This is a genomic window from Sphingobium vermicomposti (genome assembly GCF_011762025.1).
GTDB lineage: Bacteria > Pseudomonadota > Alphaproteobacteria > Sphingomonadales > Sphingomonadaceae > Sphingobium > Sphingobium vermicomposti.
Window position 1 is genome coordinate 224,798 of the sequence record NZ_JAASQR010000003.1, and the last position, 17,496, is coordinate 242,293.

General features: G+C 62.1%; 22 protein-coding genes and 1 other RNA gene. 10 read left to right on the forward strand and 13 right to left on the reverse strand.

All coding sequences use genetic code 11. From position 1 onward, the window contains the following. The first annotated feature begins 2 nt into the window (after positions 1-2). From mtaB to ispZ, 3 genes are all read left to right on the forward strand, one after another. Positions 3-1,310 carry a tRNA (N(6)-L-threonylcarbamoyladenosine(37)-C(2))-methylthiotransferase MtaB gene (gene mtaB / locus FHS54_RS10720; RefSeq protein ID WP_167303812.1) on the forward strand — a complete coding sequence of 436 codons (1,308 nt, stop codon included), beginning with the start codon at positions 3-5 and terminating at the stop codon, positions 1,308-1,310. Continuing rightward, positions 1,307-2,245, forward strand: a complete 939-nt coding sequence (ftsY, locus tag FHS54_RS10725) for a signal recognition particle-docking protein FtsY (RefSeq protein WP_167303813.1) — start codon at positions 1,307-1,309, stop codon at positions 2,243-2,245. Before mtaB ends, ftsY begins: the two co-directional genes overlap by 4 nt. 102 nt (positions 2,246-2,347) lie before the next feature. Further along, complete coding sequence (gene ispZ, locus FHS54_RS10730; protein ID WP_167303814.1) at positions 2,348-3,007, forward strand: septation protein IspZ; 660 nt, start codon at positions 2,348-2,350, stop codon at positions 3,005-3,007. 156 nt (positions 3,008-3,163) lie between these two features. Here the strand turns inward: ispZ and FHS54_RS10735 are convergent, their stop codons facing one another. After that, a complete protein-coding gene (locus FHS54_RS10735; RefSeq protein WP_167303815.1) occupies positions 3,164-3,727 on the reverse strand; it encodes a urate hydroxylase PuuD in 564 nt (187 codons plus the stop codon). Between the two features lie 210 nt (positions 3,728-3,937). Between FHS54_RS10735 and FHS54_RS10740 the strand changes: the two genes are divergently transcribed. Then, on the forward strand, positions 3,938-4,549 hold the full coding sequence (locus FHS54_RS10740; protein WP_167303816.1) for a superoxide dismutase: 612 nt from the start codon (positions 3,938-3,940) through the stop codon (positions 4,547-4,549). 127 nt (positions 4,550-4,676) lie between these two features. Then, positions 4,677-5,111 (forward strand): hemerythrin domain-containing protein, encoded by a 435-nt coding sequence (locus FHS54_RS10745; protein ID WP_167303817.1) that lies wholly within the window; start codon positions 4,677-4,679, stop codon positions 5,109-5,111. Here FHS54_RS10745 and FHS54_RS10750 read toward each other — a convergent pair. From FHS54_RS10750 to mscL, 11 genes are all read right to left on the reverse strand, one after another. Next, positions 5,104-5,448 (reverse strand): (2Fe-2S) ferredoxin domain-containing protein, encoded by a 345-nt coding sequence (locus FHS54_RS10750; RefSeq protein ID WP_167304405.1) that lies wholly within the window; start codon positions 5,446-5,448, stop codon positions 5,104-5,106. The two genes, FHS54_RS10745 and FHS54_RS10750, sit on opposite strands and share 8 nt — an antisense overlap. Then, a complete protein-coding gene (locus FHS54_RS10755; RefSeq protein WP_167303818.1) occupies positions 5,421-5,969 on the reverse strand; it encodes a J domain-containing protein in 549 nt (182 codons plus the stop codon). Before FHS54_RS10755 ends, FHS54_RS10750 begins: the two co-directional genes overlap by 28 nt. A gap of 98 nt (positions 5,970-6,067) precedes the next feature. Beyond that, positions 6,068-6,468, reverse strand: an RNA gene (gene rnpB / locus FHS54_RS10760) — RNase P RNA component class A. A gap of 43 nt (positions 6,469-6,511) precedes the next feature. Beyond that, positions 6,512-7,210 (reverse strand): N-acetylmuramoyl-L-alanine amidase, encoded by a 699-nt coding sequence (locus FHS54_RS10765; RefSeq protein ID WP_167303819.1) that lies wholly within the window; start codon positions 7,208-7,210, stop codon positions 6,512-6,514. A 140-nt stretch (positions 7,211-7,350) separates the two neighbouring features. Continuing rightward, positions 7,351-8,220, reverse strand: a complete 870-nt coding sequence (locus FHS54_RS10770) for a CheR family methyltransferase (protein ID WP_167303820.1) — start codon at positions 8,218-8,220, stop codon at positions 7,351-7,353. Then, entirely contained in the window at positions 8,220-9,308 is a 1,089-nt protein-coding gene (locus FHS54_RS10775) for a chemotaxis protein CheB (RefSeq protein ID WP_167303821.1), read from the reverse strand. The genes FHS54_RS10770 and FHS54_RS10775 overlap by 1 nt, the downstream gene beginning before the upstream one ends. Before the next feature lie 45 nt (positions 9,309-9,353). Then, on the reverse strand, positions 9,354-9,719 hold the full coding sequence (locus FHS54_RS10780; RefSeq protein WP_167303822.1) for a response regulator: 366 nt from the start codon (positions 9,717-9,719) through the stop codon (positions 9,354-9,356). 90 nt (positions 9,720-9,809) lie between these two features. Then, positions 9,810-10,247 carry a chemotaxis protein CheW gene (locus FHS54_RS10785; RefSeq protein ID WP_167303823.1) on the reverse strand — a complete coding sequence of 146 codons (438 nt, stop codon included), beginning with the start codon at positions 10,245-10,247 and terminating at the stop codon, positions 9,810-9,812. A gap of 10 nt (positions 10,248-10,257) precedes the next feature. Further along, on the reverse strand, positions 10,258-12,636 hold the full coding sequence (locus tag FHS54_RS10790; protein WP_167303824.1) for a chemotaxis protein CheA: 2,379 nt from the start codon (positions 12,634-12,636) through the stop codon (positions 10,258-10,260). Between the two features lie 137 nt (positions 12,637-12,773). Beyond that, a complete protein-coding gene (locus FHS54_RS10795; protein ID WP_167303825.1) occupies positions 12,774-13,040 on the reverse strand; it encodes a hypothetical protein in 267 nt (88 codons plus the stop codon). Between the two features lie 147 nt (positions 13,041-13,187). Further along, positions 13,188-13,616: a large conductance mechanosensitive channel protein MscL gene (mscL, locus tag FHS54_RS10800; RefSeq protein ID WP_167303826.1), complete on the reverse strand. Its 429-nt coding sequence runs from the start codon at positions 13,614-13,616 to the stop codon at positions 13,188-13,190. Positions 13,617-13,718: 102 nt separating this feature from the next. On the opposite strand from mscL, the gene FHS54_RS10805 reads away from it, so the two are divergent. Genes FHS54_RS10805 through FHS54_RS10820 form a run of 4 tightly spaced genes read left to right on the forward strand, consistent with a single transcriptional unit; the run spans position 13,719 to position 16,332 of the window. Continuing rightward, positions 13,719-14,321 carry a LemA family protein gene (locus FHS54_RS10805; protein WP_167303827.1) on the forward strand — a complete coding sequence of 201 codons (603 nt, stop codon included), beginning with the start codon at positions 13,719-13,721 and terminating at the stop codon, positions 14,319-14,321. A gap of 3 nt (positions 14,322-14,324) precedes the next feature. After that, entirely contained in the window at positions 14,325-15,113 is a 789-nt protein-coding gene (locus FHS54_RS10810; RefSeq protein ID WP_167303828.1) for a TPM domain-containing protein, read from the forward strand. Further along, positions 15,110-15,790, forward strand: coding sequence for a TPM domain-containing protein (locus FHS54_RS10815; RefSeq protein ID WP_425057310.1), 681 nt, complete (start codon positions 15,110-15,112; stop codon positions 15,788-15,790). Before FHS54_RS10810 ends, FHS54_RS10815 begins: the two co-directional genes overlap by 4 nt. After that, positions 15,787-16,332, forward strand: coding sequence for an NUDIX hydrolase (locus FHS54_RS10820; RefSeq protein ID WP_167303829.1), 546 nt, complete (start codon positions 15,787-15,789; stop codon positions 16,330-16,332). The genes FHS54_RS10815 and FHS54_RS10820 overlap by 4 nt, the downstream gene beginning before the upstream one ends. On the opposite strand, the gene FHS54_RS10825 is transcribed toward FHS54_RS10820, so the two are convergent. Next, positions 16,322-16,804 carry a DUF6456 domain-containing protein gene (locus tag FHS54_RS10825; protein WP_167303830.1) on the reverse strand — a complete coding sequence of 161 codons (483 nt, stop codon included), beginning with the start codon at positions 16,802-16,804 and terminating at the stop codon, positions 16,322-16,324. The two genes, FHS54_RS10820 and FHS54_RS10825, sit on opposite strands and share 11 nt — an antisense overlap. Before the next feature lie 98 nt (positions 16,805-16,902). On the opposite strand from FHS54_RS10825, the gene FHS54_RS10830 reads away from it, so the two are divergent. Continuing rightward, positions 16,903-17,466: a helix-turn-helix domain-containing protein gene (locus FHS54_RS10830; RefSeq protein WP_167303831.1), complete on the forward strand. Its 564-nt coding sequence runs from the start codon at positions 16,903-16,905 to the stop codon at positions 17,464-17,466. Positions 17,467-17,496 lie beyond the last annotated feature (30 nt).

Here is a 17,496-nt window from a genome sequence, read left to right on the forward strand (position 1 = left end):
CCATGAACGGGCCGCAGATCATCACGCTGGGCTGCCGCCTCAACATAGCGGAGAGCGAGGCGATCCGCGAAATGGCGGGCGAGCAGAACGATCTGATCGTCATCAACAGCTGCGCTGTCACGGCGGAAGCGGTGCGCCAGACCCGTCAGACGATCCGGCGCGCGCGGCGGGAACGGCCCGATGCCCGGATCATGGTGACAGGCTGCGCGGCGCAGACGGAACCGGAAACCTTCGCGCAGATGGCGGAAGTCGATGCTGTCATCGGCAACCGCGAGAAGATGGAGGCGGGGGCTTACACGCCCTCCGTTCGTGTCGAGCGAAGTCGAGACACGGATGCGCTATCGCTTCTCGACTTCGCTCGAAGCGAACGGGCGAATGTAAGCGTTTCCGACATCATGGCTGTCCGCGAAACGGCACCCCACATGGCCAGCGCCTTCGCCGAACATGCCCGCGCCTTTCTGGAGGTGCAAAATGGCTGCGACCATCGCTGCACCTTCTGCATCATCCCCTATGGACGGGGGAACAGCCGCTCCGTGCCCGCAGGCGCGGTGATCGACAAGGCGCGCGAACTGGTCGACGCCGGTTACCGGGAAATCGTGCTGACCGGCGTGGACGTCACCAGCTACGGCCCCGACCTGCCCGGCGCACCGTCGCTCGGCCACCTTGTCGAGCGTATCCTCAAAGCCGTCCCCAACCTCCCCCGCTTGCGCCTCTCCTCCATCGACAGCGTGGAAATCGACGACCGGCTGTTCGACCTGATCGCGCATGATCCGCGCATGATGCCGCATCTGCACCTGTCGCTTCAGGCGGGCGACGACATGATCCTCAAGCGTATGAAGCGGCGACACACGCGCGCCGATGCCATCCGCATCGTCGAGCGCCTGAAAGCCGCCCGCCCGACCATCAGCATCGGCGCGGACATCATCGCCGGTTTCCCGACCGAGGATGATGCGATGTTCGAAAACAGCCTCGCGCTGGTGCGGGAATGCGACATCGTCCACGGCCACATCTTCCCCTACTCACCCCGAACCGGCACGCCAGCGGCCCGCATGCCGCAAGTGGACCGCGCAACGGTAAAAGCCCGCGCCGCCCGCCTTCGGGATGCTTGCGGCCAGCAGCGGCAGGCATGGCTGGAGAGCCTCGCAGGGTCGTCCCAGTCGGTGTTGGTGGAGCGCGACGGCCTCACCGGCCACTCGGAAAACTTCGCCCCCATGCGCTTTACCCAGCCACAATCCCCATCCTCCATCATATCCGCAACCATCACGGGCCTTGAGAATGGCGTGCTGATCGCGCAAGAGGCGCAGCAATGACTGAACCCGGCACCAGCTGGCGCGACCGCCTCTTCGGCGGCTTGAAGCGCACATCCGACAAACTCGGCGAAAATTTGACTGGCCTTTTCACCAAGGCCGCGCTCGACGACCAGACCCTGGATGAAATTGAGGAGGCGCTGATTGTCAGCGACCTTGGCCCCGCAATGGCGGCGCGTGTGCGCGGCCGACTGTCCGAAGGGCGCTATAGCAGGGAACTGACCGAGGAATATCTGCGAGAAATCATCGCGGAGGAAATCGAGAAAGTCCTCGCCCCCGTGGCCCGACCGCTTGAGATCGAAGCCTTCCCACGCCCACAGGTGATCCTGGTCATCGGGGTGAACGGATCGGGCAAAACCACCACCATCGCCAAGCTCGCCAACCTGCTGCTGGAACAGGATTATGGTGTGATGCTGGCCGCAGGCGATACCTTCCGTGCTGCCGCCATCGGTCAGCTCAAGGTCTGGGCCGAACGGCTCGGCATCCCCATCGTCGCTGGCAAGGAAGGCGGCGACGCTGCAGGCATCGTGTTCGACGCGGTGAAACAAGCGACCGCCACCGGCATCGACGTGTTGATCGTCGACACCGCAGGCCGCCTGCAGAACAAGACCGAGCTGATGGACGAGCTGTCCAAGATTCGCCGTGTGCTGGGCCGGTTGAACCCGGCGGCGCCGCATGACGTTGTGCTGGTGCTGGATGCCACCACGGGACAGAATGCGTTGAACCAGATTGAGGTTTTCAAGGAAGTCGCGCAGGTGACTGGCCTTGTCATGACAAAGCTCGATGGCACCGCGCGCGGCGGCGTGCTGGTGGCGGCGGCGGAAAAATACCGCCTGCCCATCCACGCGATCGGCGTCGGCGAAAAGATCGAGGACCTGCGCCCGTTCGACGCTGGCGACATGGCGCGCGCAATCGCAGGGACTGCCTATGCGCGATAAGATTATAGAATAACCGTTCGGGCTGAGCTTGTCGAAGCCCTTCCCTTCTTTGAAGAAAAGCAAAGCCCTTCGACAAGCTGAGGGCGAACGGATGGAACCATCATGGCCCAACAAGAGCCGTCGCCCAAACCAGCCCATAACGGCAATCTCAGCCTCGCCCTCGATTTCGGGCCGCTGCTCGTCTTCTTCCTGACCTACAAGGGCGCTGGCTGGTTTTGGGGCGCGGGCAACCCGATCACCGCGATGAGCCTGGGCACAGCCGCTTTCATGGCCGCGATCATCATCGCCGTCATCATCTCGAAAGTGAAGCTGGGCCGCGTGTCGCCGATGCTGTGGCTGTCGGCGATGCTGATCCTGTTTTTCGGCGGGCTGACGATCTATTTCCAGGATCAAAGCTTCATTCAGATCAAGCCGACCATCATCTACAGCTTCTTCGCGCTGATGCTGTTTGGAGGCTTGCTGCGGGGCAAGGCGCTGCTCAAATATCTGCTACAGGCCGCCTATGACGGGCTGACCGAAGAAGGCTGGCGCAAGCTGTCACGCAACTGGGGCATCTTCTTCGTGGCCATGGCAATCGCCAACGAAGTGATGCGTCACTCGATGAGCTTCGACGCATGGCTCGCGATCAAGGTCTGGGGCGTGACTATCGTGTCGCTCGTTTTTGCGCTGGCCAATATCCCGATGCTGATGCGCCACGGGCTTGCGCTAGGCAATAAACTGGACAGCGAGGACATCGGCGAAACCACTCCGCCGCAGGGGTGATTTGCGCCCAGAGCGGAACGCAATGTCCGTTCGCCCTGAGCTTGTCGAAGGGCTCTACTTCTTCAAAAAGTAGAAGGCTTCGACAGGCTCAGCCCGAACGGCCATTGTTGACGCACAAGGCGGAGCCAGCCTCAACCAGCCCCGCCCGCAATCTTCTTAACCGCCGTTAAAGTTGATCATGCAATAGAGCATCGGCAGCGACAGCAGCGTATTCATGCGTGAAAAGATCATCGCAGTGGTCGCCGCCTTGGCCTTCGCCGCATCCTCGGCTGCCACGATCCCCAGCGCCTTCTTCTGGTTCGGCCAGATGATGAACCACACGTTGAACGCCATCACCAGCGCCAGCCACATGCCGATGCCGATCAGCACGAAACCGGGCGTCAGCGTCAACGCTTCCACCAGATAGGCACTACGCCAGGCAATGATAACACCGGTCAGCACGGTCAGCGCGGCACCCCAACGGAAGAAGAACAGGGCCGAAGGCGCGATGAATTTCGACACGCCTGGCTTCAACTCCGCCGGCACTTTGGGCATGGTTGGGATCTGGACGAAGTTGAAATAATAAAGAAGGCCGATCCAGACGACGCCGAAAAACAGATGAAGCCAGCGCAAGATCGCTTGCTCAGGAATCGTATTTGCAGGCACCGCGAAAATCACCACCAGCGCCAGAACCAACCCTGCGGCAAGCACCAGATGCAAATTACCAAAGAATTTTGCCATTGATCCGTCCCCTATTATCCAGCCGCTGCTAACGATCGGCATGACCGGTGATTCTAAGCCATCGTTACGCGGCTGTCACATGGATAATTCCGCTTCCTTAAACGAAAATATCCTGTTTTCCGCAGTGCAATAAGGCTGCTACGGGCGGGGACCCTTCCGGCTGCATACCCGTTATGCGGCCATCCATCACAGAACCCGAGGAGTTCCGACATGGCCTTTGTGCTGCCCAATCTGCCCTATCCCAAGGATGCCTTTGGCGACATTCTTTCGGTCGAAACATTCGATTATCACCATGGCAAGCATCACAATGCCTATGTTGTGAAGGCCAATGAACTGGTCGCCGCCGACCCCACGCTTCAGGGGAAGTCGCTGGTCGATCTGATCAAGAGCAGCAAGGGCGGGCTGTTCAACCAGGTCGGGCAAATCTGGAACCACACATTCTACTGGCATTGCCTGTCGCCTGAAAAGAAGCAGCCCAGCGGCCAGTTGCTGGACCTCATCAACGAAGGCTTCGGCTCGGTCGATGCCCTGCTCGACAAGCTGAAGGCGGAGGCCGTGGGCCATTTCGCCAGCGGTTGGGCCGCGCTCATCCTCAAGGACGGCAAGTTGGAAATCACCAGCTATCACGACGCCGACACGCCGGTCGCCCACGGCCATGCGCCGCTTCTGATCCTCGATGTGTGGGAACATGCCTATTATATCGACTATCGCAACCTGCGCCCGAACTATGCCGAACGTCTGCTCAAGGAAGCGATTGACTGGGATTTCGTCGCGCTGAACCTCGATGGCGAAGGCGCGAGCCGCGCAGACCAGCCGGGCTGATCCCCAATGCCGTCCGCCGCTCCCCCAACGGGCGGCGGACGGCCACGCCGGGTCCTTTCATTTACGGAACGGATTATTAACAGGGTTGCGAGATAAGCGTCCAATGTGATGCAACGGACGCAGCCTTATGAATCTTGATCAATTGCAAGGGCAGCATGAAGCGGTCGAGGCGCTTGCAACCCAGTTCCTGTCACTGATCGCCGACGATCGCCTTGCTCGTCCGGTGGGCACGCTGCGCTGGCAGCTGGCGCGGGAATTAATGGCCCATCTCGCGCTGGAGGATCAGATCTTCTATCCGTCCATGCAGCGCCAGCCCCACGCCCTCCTGCGCGACACAGCGGCACGGCTTCAGGTTGAAATGGCACCTCTCGCCGCATCTTTTTCCGGCTATATGTCCCGATGGAGCGATGATCGCATCGCGCGCGAATGGCGCGATTTCTGCCGCGAAAGCCGACAGATGATCGACGCCATCCTCAACCGGATGCACAAGGAAGAAAAGCTGCTGGTCCCGCTACTTGCCGAAGCCGGGATTATTGAACCGCCGCTTAAACTCGCTAGCTGATCCCGCTCTGACCTTGAAGGAGGCCCAACGTCTCCGCCAGTTCATCCAGATCAGCGCCCCGGCGCACCAGCAGCCAATCTGTCGCTTGCGCTCCATTGACCACTGTCACCGCGCCTTTGGGGCAGACGCCCAGGCAGTTCACTTCGACGATGCCCGCTGCGGCCTTGCGCCCCTTTTTCAGCGCAAGATGCTTGCGTAACGCCTTGGCCAGCCGTTCATCGCCGTCGGGCCCGAAACCACCATCCAGCTTCTTTGAGCATTTGCGGCAGACCAGCACCGCCTGCTGCCAGTTCGAACGGACATGAGCCTTCAATCCACGGTTTCCCGCGGCTTCCAGGTGCGACGCTCCTCCGCCGACCGCAGCACTTCATAGGCGGCCTGGATTGTCTGAAAGCGCACAGCGGCATCCGCATCGCCCGGCTTCACGTCAGGATGATTTTCCTTCGCCAGCCGTCGCCAGCTTTTCTTCACGGCTTCGAAATCGGCATCATCCTCCAGGTCCAGCGCCTTGAGCGCATGGAGTTCGTCGCGCGAACGGCTGCCATCGCCGGGGCCGCCCCAGCCATGATAGGCACTGTTTTGATAACCGCCCGCATCGCGCCGCTCGGCCCGCTCGCGCTGTTCTCTCTCTTCCTTGTCCAGCCCCTGAAAATAATCCCAGTTGCGGTTATATTCTCCCGCATGATCGGAACAGAAATACCAGCGTTCGGGGCTGTTGGGCGATTTGGGAGCAGGACAATCGCCCGGCCGGTCACAGCCATGGCGGTCGCACAGGCGCACCTGTTGCGCTTCGCGCGAAGCTCCATAGCTGCGCCAGCGGGGAAAGCCCCAGTCATTTGATCGGCTGCTTCGTGCCATCGGTCCAAATTAGTTAAGCCGAAGGCAGAACGCCACCCCGGCAGTTGATGAAAAAACCGCTGCTCTTTCCTCCCGCGCGAAGCGGGGGCAGAATCTTAAATACCAGAGGGCCTGTAAGCCGGGTTCTGTCCACCCCGTTGCCGGGGATGGGCGGCCATTCCTCTAGGGGACGGATTGCTCCGCCCCTCAAGCAACCAACCCGGACGGTCTCAGCCGAAATAGGCCTAGCAGCACAGTCCTTTCGAACTGCCTGCGCGCCGCCCCTATTCGGTCTTGCTCCCGGTGGGGTTTACCGTGCCGCCTTCCGTTGCCGGAGACGCGGTGCGCTCTTACCGCACCCTTTCAATTTCGCTGGGCCGAAGCCTTAGCGACCTGCTTTCTGTTGCACTGTCCCTTGGATCACTCCAGCCGGCCGTTAGCCGGCACCGTCATTTCGTGGAGCCCGGACTTTCCTCGCCGTGGAAGTTACCCGCCACGCCGCGGCCGCCTGGCCCTCTGGCCCGACGCGCTATACACGCAGGCGGGGCATCCGTCATCCCCACTTATTCATCGCCCCTGGGCTTGGGCAACAACAAGGCGAGCAGGATGGCGCGGCATTCGCCATCGATGATCCCGTCGATCAATTCGGGGCGAAAGCGCCGTTGGAACGCGACCACCGCCGCTTCCGGCTCTGCAATATCATAACCAAAACGCTCAAGCGCCAGCATGAAGCCGCCGTCGCTCCAGTGCGGGTCCATCAGGTTCTTCGTCGGGCGCGGCAGGGCCAGGCGCAGCCGGGCCAGTTGCCACCAGGGGAAAAGCTCGCCTGGGTCCTGCTTGCGGGCCGGGGCGATGTCGCTGTGCCCGACGATGTTGCCGCGCGTGATCCCGTGCCGCTGGATGATGTCATGGATCAGCGGGATCAAAGATCCGATCTGAGCGTCAGGGAAAGGCCGATAACCCCATTCATGGCCCGGATTGACGATCTCGATCCCGATGCTGGCGGAGTTGATGTCATCAACGCCTCGCCAATAGGAGCGCCCGGCATGCCAGGCGCGTTTTGCTTCATCGACCATGCGGACGATCTGCCCATCTTCGGTCACGACATAATGGGCCGAAACCTTCGATTCAGGGCTGGCGAGCCAATTGATCGCGCTCGCCGCGTCGGGCATCCCGGTATAATGCAGCACCAGCATGGATACCGGCAGGCTGCGCTCGTCAAAATTCGGCGACGGCGTGTCGATCATTGGAATGTCGGTCATCGCCAGAACCTGTCACCACCCATGTCTTCCGATCGCCCCGGAACCGGTCGACCGCATGTGCCTGACCATGGCGAAGAGCAGGTGGATGATCAAGCGGTCCTGTTTCGCACATGCGAAAGACAGGCCGAAAGGTCCTGCGCTTATCCTGCCCGCCGGACAGTTTCTTCTGCCGGGTCCGTCACCACCGGCCTTCGACCATAGCTTCCCCTAAATTCGGGATGCGGCGTGAAATCTTCGCTGTGGCCAATCACGGTTTCCCCTGCACCCAGCAGAAGGACGGATTGCTGATGGCTATGGCGGGCCAGCAGGCGCAGGACATCCTGCCGCCGCTCCGGGGTGAAATACAGCAACACGTTGCGGCAGAGCAAAAGGTCATATTCGCCCGATGGCGCACGCGGCTCGAACAGATTGTCGGTTCTGAACTCGATCATCCGCCGCAATTCGGGGCTGGCATGCCAATCATCGCCGACCGGCTCGAACCATTTGATAAGGTCCCCTACGGAAAGCCCGCGCTGCACATCCATTTGCGTGAATATGCCCGATCGCGCCTGGTCGATGGCGGCGGTGGAAATGTCAGTCGCCAGTATCTCGATGTGCCATCCGCGCCACCGCGCCATGTCATTGCGAAACTGGATCGCGAGCGAATAGGCTTCCTGTCCCGTCGAACATCCCGCGCTCCATATGCGCAGCACCCGATCCTTCCGGTTCGCGTAAATGGATGGCAGGATCTGGCGATTAAGCATGTCGAATATCTGCAAGTCGCGGAAAAAGCTGCTTTCATTATTGAGCAGCGCATTGATCACCGCATCCTCAAGGCCGCTGTCCCGGTTGGCCAACAGCTTCGCGGCCAATTCATCGATGCCGGAAACGCCATAGGCGCGCATCACCGGTTTCAGCGCCGTTTCCATCCGCCATGCGCGGCTTTCAGACAATATCTGTCCGGTGCGCGAAGCCAGCAAAGCGGAAAAAATGCGAGCGCCGCCCTGCGGAGACGATTCATACGAAGGCATCAATGTATCAACCCTTTGCTCTTTCCACGCCGCGCTACAAAATCCATGATGGCCCCCGGTTCCAGCAGCGCGCAGCTCAACCCCGCGCTCGCCACCGACCCCGGCATCCCCCACACGACGCTGCTCGCTTCATTCTGCGCAATGATCCACCCGCCAGCCGCCACGATATTGCGGGCACCAGCCGTTCCGTCCCGTCCCATGCCGGTCAGGACAATGCCGACCCCACCCTCACCATAGGCTTCCGCGATGCTGGCGAACATCGGGTCCACCCCCGGCAGATAGCCTGCGGCCGTTCGCTCCTGGTTCAGGCCGATTATGACACGGTCGGCCAGCACTCGCCGCACCTGCAAACTGGCATTCCCGGGCGCGACATAGATGATGTCAGGCGCGATAGTCTCACCCTGTTCGGCGGTCTTGACGCGCAGCGGCGTCATCCGCCCCATCTGCTGCGTTAAATAGGATGTGAAGCTGGCCGGCAGATGCTGTGTCACCAGAATCGGCACGCCCAGCGGCGCAGACATGCCCGCGAACAACTGGGTCAGCGCGTGAATCCCCCCGGTGGACGCGCCGATGCCAAGGCAGGCGATGGGCGCTCGCGCCCGGTTGCGTGCCACCGGCGCCTGCCCGCTGGGTCCAGCCGGTGCCGGCGTGTCGTCGCCCGCCAGACGGGACAGGCGATCGATCAGCATCCGGGGAAACTGCGCACCATAGCTGCCGCTGCCGGGCTTGGCGCAGATGTCGCTTGCCCCCAGCGCCAAAGCCTCCATCGCAGCTGCGCTACCTTCGTCGCAATTGCCCGAAAGTATCACCACCTTGCCAGACGGATTGGCCCGCAATATCGCGGGCAGAGCGGCCAGCCCGCTTTGCCCCGGCAGTTCGATGTCCAGCAGGACCAGATCGACCTGTTCCCCAGCCAGATAGCCCAGTGCCAGTTCGGCGCTGTTGGTCTTGTGCACGACCTGAAATGTCGGGTCGCCGTTCAATATGCGTTCGATCACTGTCCGAACGACCACTGAATCGTCGACCACCATCACGCGGATCGCGCTGGATTGGCTGCTCTGGGCCATGGTCTGCATGACGACGGACATCGATTGACTTTCAGGCGGGGGACGAAGGGTAAGCGGATTGCCTTGTCAGATCACACCGACGATCGACAGCTTGCTTTCCAACGTTTCGCGGTCAAACGGCTTCATGACATATTCGTCCGCGCCCGCATCGACCGCCGCCTTGATATGGCTGATGCCATTTTCGGTGGTGCAGAATATGATCTTGGGCCGTGCCGTAACCTTGGCGGTCTCCAGGGCCCGCAGGAACTCCATCCCGCTCATCACCGGCATGTTCCAGTCCAGCAGCACGACATCTGGGGCCGCCGCTTCGCACTGGATCAGGGCATCCTGCCCATCCACCGCTTCAGTGACCGACAGGTCCAGCGATTCCAATATGTGCCGCGCGACTTTACGGATGACCTTGGAATCATCAACTACCAGGCAGTTTTTCATGAGCGTCCCTTTTTGAATTTCTGCAACCCGTCTGACGGGCTTAACCGACAAAGCCGATCAATTGGTAAACACGCACGGATTCAAAGCATTTCAGGCCGCCTGCGCCAGCGGGCCCGTTTCGATAAAGCTGACAAGGGAAACGACCAGATAGGGCTGCTCCTCATGCTCCACAATCGCACGGGCATAAGGCGTCCAGGCCGGATCGAGTTGACCACGCAATGGCAGGCCCCCGTCAGCCACCTGGCAGATGTCGTGAACGGCATCGACCACCAGGCCATAGCTGTGCCCGCTGATATCCGCGATGATGGCATATCCCCGCTTCTCAACCGATGTGGCCGTCCCGCGGATGAGCGCTGGCACGTCGATAATGGTAAGCACGCGGCTACGCAGCGCGGAAAGCCCTGCCACATGCGCGGCCATTCCCGGCACCGGCGAAACATCGGCAAGGCGCACGACGGCTTCGACCTCGTGCGCGTCCACCGCCACCTTGGTGCCCGCTAGCGTCGCGAGAAGATAAAGCTGGTCCATGTCTGCTCCTTCAGCGCCCGACGCCAGCGATAGCTGCCATCAACGCGTCCTGATCATAACGATAGATGCTGCCGTCCTGCGGACCTGATGGCCGTGGCGACGCGCGCAGGTGCACGACCCGGCAGCCCAGAATTTCGGCTGCCTGCGACAGGTCCGGTCCCGAACTCAGCACGACATCCAATGGATCGACCGGCTCGCCAGCTGGCAGGCCCAGAACCACTTCATGTCCCGCCTGCCTGAGCAAAGGTGCCAATATCTCACGGGTCCATCCGTCATCCCCGTCGGCCAGAACACAGCGGCCCCGCGCCTGTTCGGGAACCGACTCGCCGGGCAAGCCAGCAAACAGGGCAAAGGGGTTGATGACTTCCAGATGCTCTCCTTCGATCACGGACACGCCGCTCAACACGCCATGCATGGCCACCATGTCGGGAACCAACGGCATGTCGATGATGTCCAGCACGGCGGCAACGGGATAGCAGGCCTCGCGCGCGCCATCCCGGATGCGCAGCGCCGACACTGTTGCAGCTCCAAAGCTGTGGACGCCATTGACCACCGGCACCAGCCCGCCGTCCAGCCGGACGAATGCGCGAGAGCCCGACCGGCCGAACGATGCAGTGTCGATGTCCTCGACCCGCTCGATCACAGACAGCTGGATCAGCCTGCGCTCCCCGGAAAGCTCCTCGAATCGCAGGGCGGGAATCATCTCCACCGCCGCTGCGTTCATCTCGTCTTCTTCGATGTGACGCTGGGCGCAATCGTCAGCGACGTTGGGCAGGTCCGCCGCATTGGCAAGGCCCGCCGCATCCAACAGCAACATCGGCTTGCCATTGTCGGGCAGAGTCATGCCCGCATAGACGCCGCTCGCCATGATGAGTGGGGATGCAGGACGTATAACCAGTTCCTCATGATTTTCGACCGCCGCCACGCCCATGGCAAACGGAACGCCCGTGCCGGATCGCACCACCATGATGCTGCGGGGACCGCTTTGGGGCAGCTTCTCCATCCCCAGCACATCTTCCAGATCGACCATGGAATGGCGCACCGATCGAATCGTCGCGATCTTTGCTCCGGCCACTTCGGCGATCCGCAGCATGGCATTGTTGTCGTGCAATATCTCGACCACCGCCGCGCGCGGCATGGCAAAATGCAGCCCGCCCGCACGGACGATCAGGCCGGGGATGATCGTCAGAGTCAAAGGCACGCGCAATATGATGCGCAATCCCCTGCCGGGCTGATTATCCAGCGATATGACCCCGCCAATCCGCTCCACATTCGCCCGGACCACGTCCATCCCGACGCCCCGGCCGGAAATGGCCGTTATCTGCTGCGCGGTCGACAGGCCGGGATGAAAGATAAGCTCCAGCCTTTCCGCTTCGCTCATGCGGTTCGCCGCATCCCGCGTCAGCGTTTCGGCGAGAACCGCCTTTTCCACCAGTCGCTGCGTATCGATGCCCTGGCCGTCATCGCTGACCTCGATCACGATCTGATTGCCCGACTGCCGGGCCTCCAGCTTCAGCATGCCGACCTCTGGCTTGCCCAGCGCGCGCCGACGCTCAGGCGTTTCGATGCCATGATCGATGCTGTTGCGAACGATGTGGGTCAGCGGATCGACCACCATCTCCACCATCTCGCGGTCCATTTCGACGTCGCCGCCTTCCAGCGTCAGGTCGATGCGTTTCCCCAATTCCCGCCCCAGGTCACGGACCATGCGCGGGATCGCCGTGAACAGACGGTCAACCCGCTGCATCCGTGTCTTCGATATGGCGTCACGCATGTCGGCGACGCAGGTCGACAGCCGCTCAAAGGCGCTTTCCAGTTCGGGATCGCCTGACCGTTCTCGCAACTGACGGGACAATTCGTTGCGCGCCAGCACCATGTCCGACACGCCGTTCATCAGCTGGTCGATCAACGACAGCGGCAGGCGGATGGTCCGCGGCACCGCCTGAGCGCCGCCTTGGCGAACGCGCTGCTCAGGTGCCGGAGCAGCAACCGCGTCGGTTTCGGGCACGCTATTGCTATGCGCATCGGCAGACAGAGCGCCGATCAGCAGGTCGTCATTCTCATCGGGCAACGCCGCGCCGATCGCCACGGCTTCGGCCAGTTCACCGATCCGATCCATGACGCCCAGAACGGCGTTAACGGTCGCGGGGTCGGGGCTGCGCTGGCCGCTGCGCAAGTCGGACAGAACATCTTCGGCAGCATGGCTCAGCCGCTCAAAGCGCGGCAGGTTAAGGAAGCCGCAGCTTCCCTTGACCGTGTGGAAAAAGCGGAAAATGGCGTCCAGCCGGTCGCGGTCACTGGGATCTGCTTCCCAGGCGACCACCTCACCGGCGAGCGCCTCCAGCGTCTCCTGCGTCTCGGCAATAAATTCCTGAAGTAGATCGTCCATTCTCACGCCCCACGGATCCGCGACAGCACCATGGGACAGCGTGGTTAAATCGCCGTTAAAGCGATGATGTTCGGCATGAAAATGGGCGCCGCAACCTACGTCACGACGCCCATTCGGCTTAGTTTCGAGAATGAAACTTAGCGGTTTTCGACGGCATCGGCAGCGGCTTCACCCGCTTCACGTGTCGCTTCGGCCTTGTTTTCCAGCGAATCCGCTGCGTTTTCAGCAGCCGCTTCAGCGTTACCGGCCAGGTTGTCGGCCATGGCTTCCATATTCGCTGCCTGGTTGTCGAGTGCGTCCGCCTGATTCTCGTAAGCGTTCTCGACCTGGTTTTCCTGCTTCGAATCGCACGCTGCGAGTGCGATCAAGCTGGCAAGGCCCAGAACTGAGACGATGGTTTTCACGGCGTATTCTCCTGTTGCGCCCCCTGGGGCTGACGTCATTCGGCAAGGATCCGGGCCGCGCATGCAGCCTTGGGACCCTGACGCCGATCAACTGGCCGCGCGCAGGTTGGTTCCCGCCGCACAACTACTTTCGTCGCAGAAACGATATTATTTTTTCAGCGAATCCCTAATTTCCCGCAACAACATGATGTCTTCGGGCGTCGCGGCGGGCGCGGCCTCGGGCTTGGGCATCAGCCTGTTCACCGTCCGCACCAGCAGGAAAATGATGAAGGCCAGGATCAGGAAGTTGACCAATACGGTCAGAAACTCGCCCCATCCCAGCATGGCGACGCCAGCGCCCTTCAAATCGGCATAGCTTTGCGGATTGCCGGTAAAGCCCGCCGGGATGTCGCCCAGCCGGATGAAGTAACGCGAAAAGTCCGATCCCCCCAGCACATAGCCGACCACCGGCATGATGATGTCGTCAGTCAGGGACTTGGTAATGGTAGCAAAAGCGCCACCTATGATGACGCCGACGGCCAGGTCGATCACATTGCCGCGATTGATGAACGTCTTGAATTCCGCGATCAGCCCCATGGTGAACCCCTTGTCCTCATTACGATAAAGGCAGAATGGGCCGTTGCACGCACGCCGACAACCACCTATTTCCGGGAACGCAACAAAAGCTGAGGATGTTTCATGACGATCCCGCGCCGACTTTCCTACGCTCTATTGGCCATCATGGGCGCGTTCGCCCTGTCTGCCTGCGGCATCAACAGCGTGCCCACGGCGGAGGAAGCCGCAAAGGCCAAATGGGCCGACGTGCAGGCGCAATATCAACGCCGCGCCAACCTGATCGGCAATCTGGTGGCAACGGTAAAGGCCGCTGGAAAACAGGAACAGGACACGCTCGTCCGCGTGACCGAAGCGCGCGCCAAGGCGACATCGGTCCAGGTCAGCGCCGACGACCTGTCGGACCCTGCAAAGGTTCAGCAGTTCCAGCAGGCGCAGGCGCAATTGTCCCAGGGTCTGGGACGGCTCCTCGCATCGGTGGAGGCCTATCCCGACCTCAAGGCCAATCAGAATTTCCTCGACCTCCAGTCCCAACTGGAAGGCACCGAAAACCGCATCGCGGTGGCGATCCGCGACTATAATGAAGCCGTTCGCGCCTATAATACGCGCATCCGCACCTTCCCCGACGCGATCGGGGCCAAGATCATCCACGGCGCAAAGCCGATGACGCCGTTCCAGGCGACGACCCCCGGCGCGGAAGAAGCGCCCAAGGTCGACTTCGGCAACTAAATCATGCTGCGTCGGCTGCTCCTGATCCTCCTGCTGCTGGCCTTCGCGCCGGCAGCCCAGGGGCAAGTCTTTCCCAAACTGACCGGGCGAGTGGTCGATGACGCCGCGCTGCTATCTCCTCAACAGGAACAGGCGCTCACCGACAGGCTGGCCGCGCTGGAACAGCAGAGCGGGCGGCAACTGGTAGTCGCCACGATCCCCGACCTGCAGGGTCATGACATTTCCGACTATGCCTTTCGCCTGGGCCGAACCTGGCAGATTGGCAGCAAGGATCGCGACGACGGCACGTTGCTGCTGGTCGCGCCCAAGGAACGCAAAGTGTGGATCGCCACAGGCTACGGCGTCGAAGGCGTGGTCACGGACGCGCTGGCGGCGCGCATCTATCGCAACGCCATCATCCCGCGTTTCAAGACAGGCGATTTTGCGGGAGGGATAGAGGCTGGCGTCAATGAACTGGCGACCCTGCTGTCCCTGCCCGCCGATGAAGCCAAGGCCCGCGCCGCCGCCGCCGAAACCGAAGACCGGCAGCGCGACAAATCCGGCGGGGGCGCATTCATGGCCATATTCTGGATATTCATCCTGATCGTCATCTTCGGCGGTATGATGTCGGGCCGGGGCAAGCGCGGACAACGTTACCGGGGAGGGGCGGCGCCCATCATCCTCTGGGGACCGTCCGATTTTGGCGGCCACGGCGGCGGATCGAGCTGGGGCGGTGGCGGCTGGGGCGGCGGTGGCGGCTTTTCGGGCGGAGGCGGCAGCTTCGGCGGCGGCGGCGCAGGGGGCAGCTGGTGATTCCGGTTCGTTTCAGCCAAGCCGATCATGATCGCATCACCGCTGCCGTCGCGGCGGCGGAACGCGGCACGGATGGCGAAATCGTCACGATCGTCGCGCGCCGGTCGGACCCCTATCATGATGCAGGGCTACACTGGGCCATCGGCGCCGTGTTCCTGGCCTTGTCCATCATCGCGGCCTTTCCCGCCCATTTCCGTGCGCTCTGCGCAACGCTGCTGCAAAGCTGGGACCATGATCTGGAAGACTGGAAGCTGCTGACGCTGCTGCTCGGCCTGCTCATCCTCAAATTCCTCGTCGTCCGCTATGCTCTGGCCTGGATGCCGCTGCGCATGGCCCTGACCCCGCGCGCGACCAAGACGCGCCGGGTCCATCGACGGGCGACCACCCTGTTCCGCGCCGTGGCGCAGGGGCGCACGCGCGGGCGGACGGGCGTCCTCATCTACCTCTCGCTGGACGAACATCGCGCCGAAATCATCGCCGACGCGCCCATCAATGAAAAGGTCACGCCCGATGTGTGGGGTGACGCCATGGCCGCCCTGATCGAAGGCGTGCGCGAAGGCCGCGCGGCGGACGGCATGATCGAAGCCATAAAGAGGGTCGGCGCGGTTCTGGGCCAGCATTTCCCTCACCTCGACGATAATCCTAACGAACTACCCGACAGGTTGATCGAGCTATGAGCGAACAGGATATGGCGGCCGACGAAGAGGTCATGTGGTCCGGTCGCTTCATCAGCGCGAAGCGGCGCGGACGATGGGAATATGTCGGCCGCGCCCGTGGCATCCGCGCTGCCGTCATATTGGCGATAGACGAGGATGACGATGGCCGCCGCCATGTCCTGCTGGTGGATCAATTCCGCGTCCCCTTGGCCCGCCGCTGCATCGAATTGCCCGCCGGCCTGGTCGGCGACCAGGACGAAGGGGAGGATGCGGCGCTGGCGGCGACCCGTGAGCTGGAGGAGGAAACGGGCTACCGCCCCGCCCGCATGGAGCCGATGGGCGAATTTTTCAGCTCGCCCGGCATGGTTTCCGAAAGCTTCTCCCTCTACCGCGCGCACGGCTTGCAAAAAACGGGCGACGGCGGCGGTGTCGATGGTGAGGATATTCGCGTCCATCGCGTCCCGCTCGACACGTTAAGTCAGCAGGTCGAAACATGGCGCGGCGAAGGGTTCGCAATCGACGTAAAGCTGCTCCTGCTATTGGGCGGCGCGATCACGGCGTAGCGCGCTGCTCACCTCCAGCGACCCTGTACCAGGCAGCGACCCGGTCCAGCGCCAGCGTCAGCACCAGCTTGCCCGCCCGGGTCGGCCAGCCCAGCGCCTTTTCCGCCGCCACCAATCCTTCCCCCGCACAGGCGACCCGCCACAATATGTCGCTCAGGCCCGGCCCCGCCGCCGCGATGGCGGCATGGAAACGGTCGCGGGCGGAAATCTGCCGCAATGTCGGATCGGCGGGACGCCCCGCCCCCTTCCGCCCGCTCTGGGTCGGCGCGGCGTCCCACCGCATCGTCACTTGCGGGGCCATGCCCGCTTTCTCCCAGTCCGCGCGCAATAACTCCCCGGCGCGGAAATGGCGTTCGTTCAAATGCCCCCGCGCATACAGCCAGGCGAGCGGCGATTCGCCAATATTCACCGTCACCCGCTGCTGCTGACCCGCCGGATCTTCGATGATCTGTTCCACATATTGCGTCCGCATCCGCGTCTCCTTGCCGTTCCAGGGCCGAATGGCTTGCCATAGGCACTACTTTGTAGGAAAGAGCGAAAAACCAAATAGGTAAAAATTCAGGAATAGCCATGATCACCCGCATCCGTGAAGTCCGCAAGTCCAAGGGATTGACCCTCGAACAGGTCGGACTCCTCTGCCAGCCGCCGACCACGGCTCAGACGATTGGCCGCCTTGAAACCGGGACGCGAACCGTATCGGTCAACTGGCTGAACCGCATCGCTACGGCGCTGGGCGTTGCGTCTTCCGAACTTGTCGCGCTCCCCGGACAAAGCGTAGTGCCCGTCGCCGCGCTGCTGGGGCCGGACGGCGCGCGCGCGCCCACCCGGTCGCTGTCCTTCCCGCCGCCGGTTCCCGCCGACGCCATGGTCGGAGTGCAGGTGGCGACCAGCATCGGCGATTATCGCAGCGGCGATGAAATCTGGTGCCGCCGCATTGGTCCCGACGATTTTGCCAGCGCGCTCAACCGCGACATTTTACTGCCCCGCCACGCAGGCCGCTTCCTGTTCGGCAGGCTGATCGGCCGCGAAGGCGACCGAATGCACATCCTGCCGCTGGGTAGCGGCAGCCGCCAACAGGTGATCACTGACCCACCCTGGGGCGCCGTGGCGGTACAACTGGTCAGACAATTGTAGCCAAAAGGCCAGTTCGTCCCTAACCCTCGT

Excerpts from the sequence above, each read along its gene's own strand:
- FHS54_RS10765 (WP_167303819.1), bottom strand. The coding sequence starts at position 7,210 with ATGACCGACATTCCAATGATCGACACGCCGTCGCCGAATTTTGACGAG.
- FHS54_RS10785 (WP_167303823.1), bottom strand. The coding sequence starts at position 10,247 with ATGGACCAGCTTTATCTTCTCGCGACGCTAGCGGGCACCAAGGTGGCG.
- FHS54_RS10745 (WP_167303817.1), top strand. The coding sequence starts at position 4,677 with ATGAATCTTGATCAATTGCAAGGGCAGCATGAAGCGGTCGAGGCGCTT.
- FHS54_RS10805 (WP_167303827.1), top strand. The coding sequence starts at position 13,719 with ATGACGATCCCGCGCCGACTTTCCTACGCTCTATTGGCCATCATGGGC.
- FHS54_RS10820 (WP_167303829.1), top strand. The coding sequence starts at position 15,787 with ATGAGCGAACAGGATATGGCGGCCGACGAAGAGGTCATGTGGTCCGGT.
- FHS54_RS10790 (WP_167303824.1), bottom strand. The coding sequence starts at position 12,636 with ATGGACGATCTACTTCAGGAATTTATTGCCGAGACGCAGGAGACGCTG.
- FHS54_RS10830 (WP_167303831.1), top strand. The coding sequence starts at position 16,903 with ATGATCACCCGCATCCGTGAAGTCCGCAAGTCCAAGGGATTGACCCTC.
- ispZ (WP_167303814.1), top strand. The coding sequence starts at position 2,348 with ATGGCCCAACAAGAGCCGTCGCCCAAACCAGCCCATAACGGCAATCTC.
- FHS54_RS10825 (WP_167303830.1), bottom strand. The coding sequence starts at position 16,804 with ATGCGGACGCAATATGTGGAACAGATCATCGAAGATCCGGCGGGTCAG.
- FHS54_RS10810 (WP_167303828.1), top strand. The coding sequence starts at position 14,325 with ATGCTGCGTCGGCTGCTCCTGATCCTCCTGCTGCTGGCCTTCGCGCCG.
- mtaB (WP_167303812.1), top strand. The coding sequence starts at position 3 with ATGAACGGGCCGCAGATCATCACGCTGGGCTGCCGCCTCAACATAGCG.
- FHS54_RS10735 (WP_167303815.1), bottom strand. The coding sequence starts at position 3,727 with ATGGCAAAATTCTTTGGTAATTTGCATCTGGTGCTTGCCGCAGGGTTG.
- FHS54_RS10740 (WP_167303816.1), top strand. The coding sequence starts at position 3,938 with ATGGCCTTTGTGCTGCCCAATCTGCCCTATCCCAAGGATGCCTTTGGC.
- ftsY (WP_167303813.1), top strand. The coding sequence starts at position 1,307 with ATGACTGAACCCGGCACCAGCTGGCGCGACCGCCTCTTCGGCGGCTTG.
- FHS54_RS10780 (WP_167303822.1), bottom strand. The coding sequence starts at position 9,719 with ATGAAAAACTGCCTGGTAGTTGATGATTCCAAGGTCATCCGTAAAGTC.
- FHS54_RS10770 (WP_167303820.1), bottom strand. The coding sequence starts at position 8,220 with ATGCCTTCGTATGAATCGTCTCCGCAGGGCGGCGCTCGCATTTTTTCC.
- mscL (WP_167303826.1), bottom strand. The coding sequence starts at position 13,616 with ATGGGGCTGATCGCGGAATTCAAGACGTTCATCAATCGCGGCAATGTG.
- FHS54_RS10775 (WP_167303821.1), bottom strand. The coding sequence starts at position 9,308 with ATGTCCGTCGTCATGCAGACCATGGCCCAGAGCAGCCAATCCAGCGCG.
- FHS54_RS10755 (WP_167303818.1), bottom strand. The coding sequence starts at position 5,969 with ATGGCACGAAGCAGCCGATCAAATGACTGGGGCTTTCCCCGCTGGCGC.